This is a genomic window from Paraburkholderia solitsugae (genome assembly GCF_013177695.1).
GTDB classification, from domain to species: Bacteria; Pseudomonadota; Gammaproteobacteria; order Burkholderiales; family Burkholderiaceae; genus Paraburkholderia; species Paraburkholderia solitsugae.
Genome location: NZ_WOEY01000062.1, coordinates 1 through 12,892 on the forward strand (window position 1 = coordinate 1; position 12,892 = coordinate 12,892).

A 12,892-nucleotide genomic window follows, 5' to 3' on the forward strand; every position below is an offset into this window, starting at 1 on the left:
TTACAAGGCTTGCTGCTGTTCGGCGTGGCGGTCGGTGTCGGCGCGGTGCTGGCGCGGGCGTTTCTGGCGTTCGCCTACGGCGGTTGATCCAAGATCCAGACGAGGCATGCCATGAGCGACCCGAACGAGCCTTCCGCCCCCGACTTCGCGACCCGCGATCCCAATTCGCCCGAGTTCTGGGACGAGCGCTTCGAGCACCATTTCACGCCGTGGGATCAGGCGGGCGTGTCGGCGGCGTTCCAGTCATTCGCCGAGCGGCATCGCGACGCTGCGGTATTGATTCCGGGTTGCGGCAGTGCTTACGAAGCGCTATGGCTGGCGCAGCAAGGCAATCCGGTCCGGGCGATCGATTTTTCGCCCGCCGCCGTCGCCGCGGCACGCGAACAGTTGGGCACGCAGCATGACCAACTGGTCGAGCAGGCTGACTTCTTCGCTTACGCGCCGCCGTTCGCGCCCACATGGATCTACGAGCGCGCGTTCCTGTGTGCATTGCCGTTGCCGCGCCGCGCAGACTACGCGCGGCGGATGGCCGAGCTGTTGCCCGGCGGTGCGTTGCTGGCGGGTTTCTTTTTCATCGGTGCGACGCCGAAAGGGCCGCCGTTCGGCATCGAGCGCACCGAACTCGATGCGTTGCTTACACCGTACTTCGATCTGATCGAAGATGAAGCCGTGCACGATTCGATTGCCGTCTTTGCCGGCCGCGAGCGCTGGATGACCTGGCGCCGCCGTGCCTGATGCGGCTGTCGCGCGTGACAGCGGCTTGAGCCGCACTTGATTCAATAACGGCCGCCCCCATTTAGGTGGACGGCGGCTGCGCCTGGCGCTCGTCCCCAAAATCCGGGGGAGGGGTGTCGTTTGCGGCTATAATTCAAGGCTTTGCAAGCGTTTACAAGATTTCAGTAGGGAAAAGTTCATGCCGATCTACGCTTATCGTTGCGAGTCGTGCGGCTTCGGGAAGGACGTGCTTCAGAAGATGAGCGACCCGCAGTTGACGCAATGTCCCGAGTGCGGGAAAGACACCTTTCGCAAGCAGGTGACTGCAGCCGGTTTCCAGTTAAAGGGCTCCGGCTGGTATGTGACCGATTTCCGCGGCGGTAATGCCGGCGCGAGCGCGCCCGCCAAGCCCGACGCGAATGGCGGCCCGAATGCGAATTCGGGCGAAAGCGCTGCAGCCGGGAATGACGGCGCAGCGAAATCCGACACGGCTTCGGCCAACGGCACGGCTGCCTCCGGTTCAACGGGCGCAGCCGCAACGCCTGCCGCGCCCGCTGCCGCACCGGCCGCATCGGCGAGTTCGAGCGGATCCGGCAGCGCCTAGTGGGACTGCCGCCCTTAGGGGCGGCGCACACGCCGCGCGTAGGGTATCGGCTCGCGCGGCTTTCTGGCGGTACACATGACGACGAAAAAAACGACGCTCAAATCGGTGTTCCTGACTGGCCTGCTGGTGCTGGTGCCTCTGGCTATCACACTGTGGGTGCTCGGTCTGATCATCGGCACGATGGACCAGACGCTGTTGCTGCTGCCGACCTCATGGCAGCCGGAGCGCGCGCTCGGCTTCCGTTTGCCGGGCCTCGGCGCGGTCCTGACACTGGCGTTCATCTTTGTTGTCGGGCTGTTGACGCAAAACTTCATCGGCCAGAAGCTCGTGAAGTGGTGGGAAGTCGTGGTCGCTCACATTCCGGTGGTCGGCCCGCTCTACACCAGCGTGAAACAGGTGTCGGACACCTTGTTGTCGAGCAGCGGCAATGCGTTTCGCAAGGCGCTCCTGATCGAGTACCCGCGCCGCGGTTCCTATACGATTGCGTTTCTGACCGGCATTCCGGGCGGCGACGTGGTCAACCACCTGAAAGAAGATCACGTCAGCGTGTATGTGCCGACTACGCCGAACCCAACGTCCGGCTTCTTCCTGATGGTGCCCAAGAGCGAAGTGATCGAACTCGACATGACGGTCGACGCTGCGCTCAAGTACATCGTCTCGATGGGCGTCGTGGCGCCGTCCGCGCCGCCGGCGCCGGTGGTGCGCCGCACGACAGTCGAGCCTCCGCTGTAATGCCGGTGCGCAGGGTTTGATTGCTGCGCGCCGTTCAACTAATGCAAAACGAAAGACAAACATCATGTCGATGAGATCTGAATACTGCGGTCTGGTGACCGAAGAACTGCTGGGCCAAACTGTCTCGCTGTGCGGCTGGGTAAGCCGCCGCCGCGACCATGGCGGCGTCATCTTCATCGACCTGCGCGACCGCGAAGGCCTCGTTCAGGTCGTCTGCGATCCGGATCGCGCGGAGATGTTCAAGACGGCCGAAGGCGTCCGGAACGAGTTCTGCCTGCAGATCAAGGGCGTGGTTCGCGCCCGCCCGGAAGGCACGACGAACGCCTCGCTGAAGAGCGGCAAGATCGAAGTGCTGTGCCACGAGTTGATCGTGCTGAACCCGTCGATCACGCCGCCGTTCCAGCTCGACGACGACAACCTGTCGGAAACCACGCGTCTTACGCACCGCGTGCTCGATCTGCGCCGTCCGCAGATGCAGCACAACCTGCGTTTGCGTTACCGCGTCGCGATCGAAGTGCGCAAGTATCTGGACGCGCTGGGCTTCATCGACATCGAAACGCCGATGCTCACTAAGAGCACGCCGGAAGGCGCGCGCGATTACCTCGTGCCGTCGCGTACCAACCCGGGCCAGTTCTTCGCGCTGCCGCAATCGCCGCAGTTGTTCAAGCAACTGCTGATGGTGGCGAACTTCGATCGCTACTACCAGATCGTCAAGTGCTTCCGCGACGAAGACCTGCGCGCTGACCGTCAGCCGGAATTCACACAGATCGACTGCGAAACCTCGTTCCTGTCGGAACAGGAAATCCGCGATCTGTTCGAAGCGATGATCCGTCACGTGTTCAAGGAAACGATCGGCGTCGAACTGGCCGAGAAATTCCCGGTCATGGAGTACTCGGAAGCCATGCGCCGTTTCGGTTCGGACAAGCCGGACCTGCGCGTGAAGCTCGAATTCACCGATCTGACGGACGCCGTCAAGGACGTCGACTTCAAGGTGTTCAGCACGCCGGCCAACACGAAAGACGGCCGCGTCGCGGCGATCCGCGTGCCGAAGGGCGGCGAGCTCTCGCGTGGCGATATCGACAGCTACACGGAATTCGTGCGCATCTACGGCGCGAAGGGCCTGGCATGGATCAAGGTCAACGAAGTGGCGAAGGGCCGTGACGGTCTGCAAAGCCCGATCGTCAAGAACCTGCACGACGAAGCCGTCAAGGCGATCATCGAGCGCACCGGCGCGCAAGACGGCGACATCATTTTCTTCGCGGCAGATCGCGCGAAGGTGGTGAACGACAGCCTGGGCGCACTGCGTCTGAAGATCGGTCATTCGGAATTCGGCAAGGCCAACGGTCTGGTCGAATCCGGCTGGAAGCCGCTGTGGGTGGTCGACTTCCCGATGTTCGAGTACGACGAGGAAGACAACCGCTACGTCGCCGCGCATCATCCGTTCACGAGCCCGAAGGACGAGCATCTCGAGTATCTGGAAACGGATCCGGCGCGCTGCCTCGCGAAGGCCTACGACATGGTGCTGAACGGCTGGGAAATTGGCGGCGGTTCGGTGCGTATCCACCGTGAAGAAGTGCAGAGCAAGGTGTTCCGCGCGCTGAAGATCGGTGCGGAAGAAGCGCAAGCCAAGTTCGGCTTCCTGCTCGACGCGCTGCAATACGGCGCGCCGCCGCACGGCGGTATCGCATTCGGTCTGGACCGCATCATCACGATGATGGCCGGTGCCGATTCGATTCGCGACGTGATCGCATTCCCGAAGACGCAACGCGCGCAGTGTCTGCTCACGCAGGCGCCGAGCGAAGTGGACGAGCGCCAGCTGCGCGAGTTGCACATCCGTCTGCGTCAGCCGGAACCGAAGGTCTAAGCACAAGCACGTCGAAGGCAGGCTGTCGGGGAACCGGCGGCAAAGAGCTAACGAACAAGCAAACGAAAAAGGCGCGTGATGCGCCTTTTTCGTTTTTTGCGTTACAGTCCAAGCAACCGGTCTCGACCGCTCACCGGACAGATCGCCGACATGTACCGCGCAAGCGTTGCGCCCAGTTTTTACGCCATGCCGAAACCGCCGAAGATCCCGCAATCCGTACTCGTCATCATCCATACGCCCGCGCTCGACGTGCTGTTGATCCGGCGTGCCGACCACGCAGATTTCTGGCAATCGGTGACCGGTTCGAAAGACCAGCTCGACGAACCCTTCATTGAGACGGCGGCGCGCGAAGTGGCCGAGGAAACCGGTATCGCGGTCGGCAGTACGCTTGTGCCGCACAGCGCGCTGTTCGACTGGCAGTACTCGATCGAATATGAGATTTACCCCCAGTTCCGGCATCGCTATGCCGAGGGCGTGATCCACAACACCGAGCATTGGTTCAGCCTGGAGGTACCCGAGCAGCTCGAGGTGACGCTCGCACCGCGCGAGCACACGGCGTTTCTGTGGCTGCCGTATGAAGAGGCGGCCTCGCGCTGCTTTTCGTCGTCGAATGCCGACGCGATCCTGCAATTGCCGAAGCGGCTCGCTGGGCGCCTGAAGGGCCAGCCCAAGGAGCGTGCCCGGTGAGCGTCGGCGGCGCGCGCCGTTTCGCGCGACTCCGGCAATCGCTGCTCGGCCGCCGCTACTGGCAACGCTACCGCTTTACCAGCGGCAATGACGTCAAGCTGCTGCGTTCCGGCGAAGAGTTCTTCGCCGCGCTGATCGAACGCATCGACGCGGCGCAGAGCGACGTTGCCCTGGAAACCTATATCTTCTGTGACGACAACGCCGGCCAGCCCCTCAACGCCGCGCTGTTGCGTGCTGCCGCGCGCGGCGTGAAGGTGCGCGTGATCACGGACGGCATCGGCACCGAGCGCCTGCCGATGTTCAACGAATGGCCGCTCACCGGTATCGACCATCGTATCTACAACCCGCATCTGTTCGGCCGCTTCGGCTTTTCGCGTACGCACCGCAAGATCGCGGTGGTGGATGATCAGTTCGGCTATTGCGGCGGCATCAACATCGTCGACGACTACGAGAACAATGGTGAGAAGCTGCCTTACCGGCGTTGGGATTTCGCAGTGGAACTGCACGGACCGGTGGTCGCCGATATCCGCCAGGCGTTCGAGGTGCAATGGCAGCGCATTCAGCTCGGGCATCGGCCTCTGGAGTCGCTTGAGCCCGATTTCGGGCCGAAGGCCATGGCGTCGCTCGGCACCTTACGCCGCCGGCGCCGCAACCGTAACGAGGCGCTCAGGGCTGGCGGCCAGCCTTGCGTGGCCTTCGTCGCACGTGACAACCTGATCAATCGCCGCGCTATCGAAAAGGCGTATCTGACCGCGATCGGCCAGGCGCGCAGCGAAGTGCTGCTTGCCAATCCGTATTTCATGCCGGGCCGTAAGCTGCGGCGCGCGCTGGTATTCGCGGCGCGGCGCGGCGTCGATGTGAAGCTCATTATCGGGCGCAAGGAGTTCAAGGCGCTCGATTACGCCGTGCCGTTCCTGTATCGTGCGCTGCTCAAAGCCGGCGTGCAGATCGCCGAGTACGAGAAAACCATGCTGCACGGCAAGGTCGCGGTGGTGGATTCGAACTGGGGGACCGTCGGCTCGTCGAACCTCGACGCTTTGAGCCTGATGCTCAACAACGAAGCCAACGTGGTGCTGGTGAACGACCCGTCGATCGGCGCGCTGCGCGAAGCGATCCTCGCCGCGTTCAAGGAATCGCGCCGGATCGACGAGGCGCGCTATGATGCCCGTCCGGCGGGCGAGCGCTTGCTCAACTGGCTTGCCTACACGACCTATCGGGCCGTGATGAAGCTATTAACGGTGGGTGGCTATGACTAGCTCATCGGCACCTCGCACATAACCGCAAGGGCGCAGCGTCAATGAAAGGGACAAAAAGAAGGCAAACGCCTCTAAAAAATCTCCTTCCTCTGATTGACGGATGCCGCAGAATTGAAACCGGGTTAGAAACCGGTTTCTAATAAAGTCCTTGTTTCGCGGACGGCAGCACTCAATAATAGTACGGCCGTTCGATTTTCTTTCGGTCACATTAGAACGGTAAAAAAGCTATGCGAAAAGGCGAACAAACACGAGTCGCGATTCTCGAAGCAGCACTTGATCTGGCAAGCCGCGACGGACTGGAAGGTCTGACGATTGGGTTGCTGGCCGAGCGCATGCAGATGAGCAAAAGCGGTGTGTTCGCGCATTTCGGGTCGCGCGAGGATTTGCAGGTCGAAGTCGTGCGCGAATATCACCGTCGTTTCGAAGACGAGGTGTTTTTCCCGAGTTTGCGTGAGCCGCGTGGATTGCCGCGCTTGCGCGCCATGCTCTCCCGCTGGATTGAGAAACGCATTCAGGAAGTGACCACTGGGTGCATCTATATCAGCGGCGCGGTCGAGTATGACGACCGCGGGGACAACCCGGTGCGCGAGCAACTGGTGTCCAGCGTGACGATCTGGCGTGCGGCGCTCACTCGTGCCATTTCGCAGGCGATGGAAGAAGGGCATCTGCGCGCCGATACCGATCCGCAGCTGATGTTGTTCGAACTGTACAGCTTCACGCTTGGCCTGCATCACGACGCGCGCTTCCTGCACTTGCCGGATGCAGTGCGTCTTACGTGGGCCGCGCTGGAAAAATTGATTGTTTCGTATCAGAGCGAAAGCCGTTAGCAGAACCGCCGAACTTCAAGCAGATTCAGCGGCGCTGAAAGATCCGATCCACGGACTCAGCTAACGGCCTGGCTCCTTGTCAAACTTGGGAGAGAGAGTCATGGGACAGTACGCCGCGCCGCTGCGCGACATGCAATTCGTGTTGCACGAGCTGCTTAACGTCGAAGCCGAGATCAAGCAGATGCCGAAGCACGCAGATCTCGATGCGGACACGATCAACGCCGTGCTCGAAGAGGCCGGCAAGTTCTGCTCCGAAGTGCTGTTTCCGCTCAATCACAGCGGCGACCAGGAAGGCTGCACGTACGTCGGCGACGGCGTCGTAACCACGCCGAAGGGCTTCAAGGAAGCCTATAAGCAATATGTGGAAGCCGGTTGGCCGGCACTCGGCTGCGATCCGGAATACGGCGGCCAGGGCCTGCCCGCGTTCGTCAACAACGCGCTGTATGAAATGCTGAACTCTGCGAACCAGGCGTGGACGATGTACCCGGGTCTGTCGCATGGCGCGTACGAATGTCTGCACGCGCACGGTACGCCGGAACTGCAGCAACGCTACCTGCCGAAACTGGTTGCTGGCGTCTGGACCGGCACGATGTGTCTGACCGAGCCGCATTGCGGCACCGACCTCGGCATCCTGCGTACCAAGGCCGAACCGAATAGCGACGGCTCGTACGCGATCAGCGGCACGAAGATCTTCATCTCCAGCGGCGAACACGATCTCGCGGAGAACATCGTTCACCTGGTGCTTGCGCGTCTGCCGGATGCGCCGAAGGGCACCAAGGGTATTTCGCTCTTCATCGTACCGAAGTTCGTGCCGAACGAAGCGGGCGAACCGGGCGAGCGCAACGGCGTGAAGTGCGGCTCCATCGAACACAAGATGGGCATTCACGGCAACGCGACCGCGGTGATCAATCTGGACAACGCGAAGGGCTGGCTGGTCGGTGAGCCGAACAAGGGCTTGAACGCGATGTTCGTGATGATGAACGCCGCGCGTCTGGGCGTCGGCATGCAGAGCCTGGGCCTGACCGAAATCGGTTACCAGAACTCGCTGGTGTACGCGAAAGAGCGTTTGCAAATGCGTTCGCTGACCGGCCCGAAAGCACCGGAAAAAGCCGCTGACCCGATCATTGTCCACCCGGACGTGCGCCGCATGCTGCTCACGCAGAAGGCCTACGCTGAAGGCGCGCGCGCGTTCTCGTACTGGTCCGCGCTGCACATCGACAAGGAACTGTCGCACGCCGACGAATCGGTACGTAAGGAAGCGGCGGATCTGGTCGCGCTGCTCACGCCGATCCTGAAGGCATTCCTCTCGGACAACGCGTTCGAGAGCACCAACCACGCCATGCAGATCTACGGCGGCCACGGCTTCATCACCGAGTGGGGCATGGAGCAATACGTGCGCGACGCGCGTATCAACATGATCTACGAAGGCACCAACGCGATTCAGGCGCTCGACCTGCTGGGCCGCAAGATTCTCGGCGATATGGGCGCCAAGATGAAAAAGTTCGGCAAGCTGGTGTCGGATTTCGTCGAAGCCGAAGGCGTGAAGCCGGAAATGCAGGAGTTCATCAACCCGCTCGCCGACATCGGCGACAAGGTGCAGAAGCTGACGATGGAAATCGGCATGAAGGCCATGCAGAATCCGGACGAAGTCGGCGCCGCCGCCGTGCCGTATCTGCGCACCGTCGGCCACCTGGTGTTCTCGTACTTCTGGGCGCGCATGGCACGTATCGCGCTGGACAACGAAGCATCGGGCGATCCGTTCTACAAGGCGAAGCTCGCTACCGCACGCTTCTACTTCGCGAAGCTGCTGCCGGAAACGGCCATGACGATCCGTCAGGCACGCGCCGGTTCGAAGTCGATGATGGACGTCGAAGAGTCGCTGTTCTAAGGCACACACTTCACGGCAAGCGCCACGCCCTCAAGCGGCGTGGCGCCTTCCACCGCCACAAGCCACACATCGCGAAACGTAAGAGACACATTCGCGACACCGCATAACTCCCCGGAGGAACGACGTGAGCAATCTGATCATTCGCAAGGTAGCCGTGCTCGGCGCCGGCGTGATGGGCGCGCAGATCGCAGCGCACCTGATCAACGCCAAGGTGCCCGTGCTGCTGTTCGACCTGCCTGCCAAAGAAGGCCCGAAGAACGCGATTGCCCTGAAGGCGATCGAGAATCTGAAGAAGCTGTCGCCTGCGCCGTTCGGCGTGAAGGACGACGCGCAATACATCCAGCCCGCGAATTACGACGACGACATCGAGAAGCTCGCCGAGTGCGACCTCGTGATCGAAGCGATCGCCGAACGGATGGACTGGAAGCACGACCTGTACAAGAAGGTGTCGTCGCACATCGCGCCGAATGCGATCTTCGCGACCAATACGTCGGGTCTGTCGATCACCGAACTGTCGAACGGTTTCTCGGATGAGCTGAAGGCGCGCTTCTGCGGCGTGCACTTCTTCAATCCGCCGCGCTACATGCACCTGGTCGAACTGATTCCGACCGCAACGACGCGTCCTGAAATCCTCGACCAGCTCGAATCGTTCCTGACAAGCGTGGTCGGCAAGGGTGTGGTGCGGGCGAAAGACACGCCGAACTTCATCGCCAACCGCGTCGGTATTTTCTCGATCCTCGCCGTGATTACGGAAGCCTCCAAGTTCGGCCTGCGTTTCGACGAAGTGGACGACCTGACCGGCTCACGTCTGGGCCGCGCGAAATCAGCAACGTTCCGCACGGCTGACGTGGTCGGCCTCGACACGATGGCGCACGTCATCAAGACGATGCAGGACACGCTGAAGGACGATCCGTTCTTCCCGGTCTACGAAACGCCGCCTGTGCTGGCCGAACTCGTGAAGAAGGGCGCACTCGGTCAGAAGACCGGTGGTGGCTTCTACAAGAAGGAAGGCAAGGCCATCAAGGTGCTCGACCCGAAGACGGGCGAGTATGTCGACGGCGGCGCGAAAGCGGACGAACTGGTCGGCCGCATTCTGAAGCGTCCGGCGGCAGAGCGTCTGAAGCTCCTGCGCGAATCGGAGCATCCGCAAGCGCAATTCCTGTGGTCGATTTTCCGCGACGTGTATCACTACATCGGCGTGCATCTGGAATCGATCGCTGACAACGCGCGTGACGTCGATCTGGCCATCCGCTGGGGCTTCGGCTGGAACGAAGGTCCGTTCGAAGGCTGGCAGACGGCCGGCTGGAAGCAGGTCGCCGAATGGGTGCAGGAAGACATCGCGGCAGGCAAGGCGCTGTCGAACGTGCCGCTGCCGTCGTGGGTGCTGGAGGGGCCGGTTGCTGAAAAGGGTGGCGTGCATACGAACGAAGGTTCGTGGTCGCCGGCTTCGAAGACGTTTGTGCCGCGCTCGTCGCTGTCGGTCTACGACAAGCAGGTGTTCCGTGCACCGCTGGTCGGCGAAACTTCGGCTGATCCGAAGACCTACGGCAAGACGCTGTTCGAAACCGACGCCGTGCGCGCATGGGTCGACGACCGTGCAGGCGAGAACGACGTTCTGATCGTGTCGTTCAAGAGCAAGATGAACACGATCGGACCGTCGGTGATCGACGGTCTGACGCAGGCTATCGAACTGGCCGAGAAGGACTACAAGGGTCTGGTCGTGTGGCAGCCGACGTCGCTGAAACTCGGCACGCCGGGCGGCCCGTTCTCCGCAGGTGCAAACCTCGAAGAAGCCATGCCTGCGTTCATGATGGGGGGCGCGAAGGGCATCGAGCCGTTCGTGAAGAAATTCCAGCAAGGCATGCTGCGCGTGAAGTACGCGAGCGTGCCGGTCATCTCGGCGGTGTCGGGCATCGCGCTCGGCGGCGGCTGCGAGCTGGCGCTGCATAGCGCGAAGCGTGTCGCGCACATCGAAAGCTATATCGGTCTGGTGGAAGTCGGCGTGGGTCTCGTGCCCGCGGGTGGCGGTCTGAAGGAAGCGGCACTGCGCGCGGCGGAAGCCGCAACCGCAGCCGGCGCGACCAATGACCTGCTCAAGTTCGTGCAGAAGTCGTTCGAAAACGCGGCCATGGCGAAGGTCTCGGCCTCGGCGCTCGACGCCCGCGCCATGGGCTATCTGAAGCCGTCCGACACGATTGTCTTCAACGTGTTCGAACTGCTCGACATCGCGAAGAAGGAAGCGCGCGCGCTGTCCGCCTCGGGCTATCGTCCGCCGCTGCGTGTCACGCAAGTGCCGGTGGCGGGCCGCTCGGCGATTGCGACCATCAAGGCGTCGCTCGTCAACATGCGCGACGGCCGTTTCATCAGCGAGCACGATTTCCTGATCGCCAGCCGCATCGCGGAAGCAGTGTGCGGCGGTGACGTGGAAGCCGGCAGCCTCGTCGACGAAGAATGGCTGCTCAAACTCGAGCGTCAAGCGTTCGTCGATCTGCTCGGCACGCAAAAGACGCAGGAACGGATCATGGGCATGCTGCAAACCGGCAAGCCGGTGCGCAACTAAGCGACGAGCGGATATAGGAGTTTCAAATGGCAAAGCAATTGCAAGACGCATACATCGTCGCCGCGAGCCGCACGCCGATCGGCAAGGCGCCGCGCGGGATGTTCAAGAACACGCGCCCGGACGAACTGCTGGTGCACGCGATCAAGTCGGCCGTGGCGCAAGTGCCCGGCCTCGATACGAAGGTGATCGAAGACGCGATCATCGGCTGCGCGATTCCGGAAGCGGAGCAAGGGCTGAATGTTGCGCGCATGGGTGCACTGCTGGCCGGCCTGCCGAACTCGGTGGGCGGCGTCACGGTGAACCGCTTCTGCGCTTCGGGCCTGACAGCACTGGCCATGGCGGCTGACCGGATTCGCGTCGGCGAATCGGACGCGATGATCGCGGGCGGCTGCGAATCGATGAGCATGGTGCCGATGATGGGCAACAAGCCGTCGATGTCGCCCCATATCTTCGATCGCAACGAAGATATCGGCATCGCCTATGGTATGGGCCTGACCGCGGAGAAGGTCGCCGAGCGCTGGAAGATCAGCCGCGAAGCGCAAGACGCGTTCTCAGTCGAATCGCACCGCCGCGCTATCGCCGCGCAGCAAGCCGGCGAGTTCAACGATGAAATCGCCGCGTACACGATTACCGAGCGTTTCCCCGACCTCGCTACCGGCGAAGTGCGTATCAAGACGCGTGAAGTCGCGCTCGACGAAGGCCCGCGTGCGGAAACGTCGCTGGAAGGTCTGGCAAAACTGCGTGCGGTGTTCGCGAACAAGGGTTCGGTGACGGCGGGCAACAGCTCGCAAACGTCGGACGGCGCGGGTGCACTGATCGTCGTGTCGGAAAAGATGCTGAAGGAATTCAACCTCACGCCGCTCGCCCGTTTCGTCAGCTTCGCCGTGCGCGGCGTGCCGCCGGAAATCATGGGCATCGGTCCGAAGGAAGCGATTCCGGCCGCGCTGAAGGCCGCCGGCCTGAAGATCGACGATATGGACTGGATCGAGCTGAACGAAGCGTTCGCCGCGCAATCGCTGGCGGTGATTCAGGACCTCGGTCTCGATCCGTCGAAGATCAACCCGCTTGGCGGCGCGATCGCTCTGGGCCACCCGCTGGGTGCGACAGGCGCGATTCGTGCGTCGACGGTCGTGCATGGCCTGCGCCGCCGCAACTTCAAGTACGGCATGGTGACGATGTGCGTCGGCACCGGCATGGGCGCGGCGGGCATCATCGAACGCCTGTAATCATGTTCGCTCAGGTTCCGTCGGTGATCCCCTAGGGACCGCGTAAACGGTTCGCAGGCCGTCTGGCTTGCGAACCGTTTTTTCATTCAGCAGCAACCAGGAGTACGAGGAGATGACAATGGATATTCTGGTCGAGCGCGCCGACGGCGTGCTGACGATTGCCTTCAACCGGCCCGACAGGAAAAACGCGATCACGGCCGCGATGTACCAGACGATGGCCGACGCATTGGTCGAAGCGCAGGGCGACACATCGATCCGGGCGATTCTGATTCGCGGCAGCGCCGGCATTTTCAGCGCCGGCAACGATCTCGACGACTTCATGAAGAGGCCGCCAGGCGGCGAAGACGCACCGGTATTCCAGTTCCTGCGTGCGATCAGTTCGGCGGAAAAGCCGGTGGTGGCGTCGGTGGCGGGGCCGGCAGTCGGCATCGGCACGACGCTCCTGCTGCACTGCGATCTGGTCTACGCAGCCAATACGGCGAGCTTTTCGCTGCCGTTCACGCAACTCGGGCTGTGTCCGGAAGCGGCGTCGAG

Annotated in this window: 11 protein-coding genes; all 11 read left to right on the forward strand. The window is 62.1% G+C overall.

The features are described 5' to 3' along the window. Positions 1–111: 111 nt before the first annotated feature. Positions 112–735: a methyltransferase domain-containing protein gene (locus GNZ12_RS15240; protein WP_172311120.1), complete on the forward strand. Its 624-nt coding sequence runs from the start codon at positions 112–114 to the stop codon at positions 733–735. A gap of 178 nt (positions 736–913) precedes the next feature. Beyond that, positions 914–1,318 (forward strand): FmdB family zinc ribbon protein, encoded by a 405-nt coding sequence (locus tag GNZ12_RS15245; RefSeq protein WP_172311122.1) that lies wholly within the window; start codon positions 914–916, stop codon positions 1,316–1,318. Positions 1,319–1,393: 75 nt separating this feature from the next. After that, positions 1,394–2,050, forward strand: coding sequence for a DUF502 domain-containing protein (locus GNZ12_RS15250; protein ID WP_172311124.1), 657 nt, complete (start codon positions 1,394–1,396; stop codon positions 2,048–2,050). A gap of 64 nt (positions 2,051–2,114) precedes the next feature. After that, positions 2,115–3,914: an aspartate--tRNA ligase gene (gene aspS / locus GNZ12_RS15255; RefSeq protein WP_074285449.1), complete on the forward strand. Its 1,800-nt coding sequence runs from the start codon at positions 2,115–2,117 to the stop codon at positions 3,912–3,914. A gap of 186 nt (positions 3,915–4,100) precedes the next feature. Then, on the forward strand, positions 4,101–4,601 hold the full coding sequence (gene nudB, locus GNZ12_RS15260; protein ID WP_172311136.1) for a dihydroneopterin triphosphate diphosphatase: 501 nt from the start codon (positions 4,101–4,103) through the stop codon (positions 4,599–4,601). Then, a complete protein-coding gene (clsB, locus tag GNZ12_RS15265; RefSeq protein WP_172311126.1) occupies positions 4,598–5,857 on the forward strand; it encodes a cardiolipin synthase ClsB in 1,260 nt (419 codons plus the stop codon). The genes nudB and clsB overlap by 4 nt, the downstream gene beginning before the upstream one ends. A gap of 227 nt (positions 5,858–6,084) precedes the next feature. Next, positions 6,085–6,684: a TetR/AcrR family transcriptional regulator gene (locus GNZ12_RS15270; protein ID WP_120297657.1), complete on the forward strand. Its 600-nt coding sequence runs from the start codon at positions 6,085–6,087 to the stop codon at positions 6,682–6,684. 100 nt (positions 6,685–6,784) lie between these two features. Next, the gene (locus tag GNZ12_RS15275) at positions 6,785–8,572 is read left to right on the forward strand and encodes an acyl-CoA dehydrogenase C-terminal domain-containing protein (protein WP_172311128.1); all 1,788 of its coding nucleotides are present in this window, start codon (positions 6,785–6,787) and stop codon (positions 8,570–8,572) included. 124 nt (positions 8,573–8,696) lie between these two features. Then, positions 8,697–11,132 (forward strand): 3-hydroxyacyl-CoA dehydrogenase/enoyl-CoA hydratase family protein, encoded by a 2,436-nt coding sequence (locus tag GNZ12_RS15280; RefSeq protein ID WP_172311130.1) that lies wholly within the window; start codon positions 8,697–8,699, stop codon positions 11,130–11,132. Positions 11,133–11,158: 26 nt separating this feature from the next. After that, entirely contained in the window at positions 11,159–12,358 is a 1,200-nt protein-coding gene (locus GNZ12_RS15285; RefSeq protein ID WP_172311132.1) for an acetyl-CoA C-acyltransferase, read from the forward strand. A 118-nt stretch (positions 12,359–12,476) separates the two neighbouring features. Further along, a partial coding sequence (locus GNZ12_RS15290; protein ID WP_216673222.1) for an enoyl-CoA hydratase-related protein occupies positions 12,477–12,892 on the forward strand: 416 nt, incomplete at its 3' end.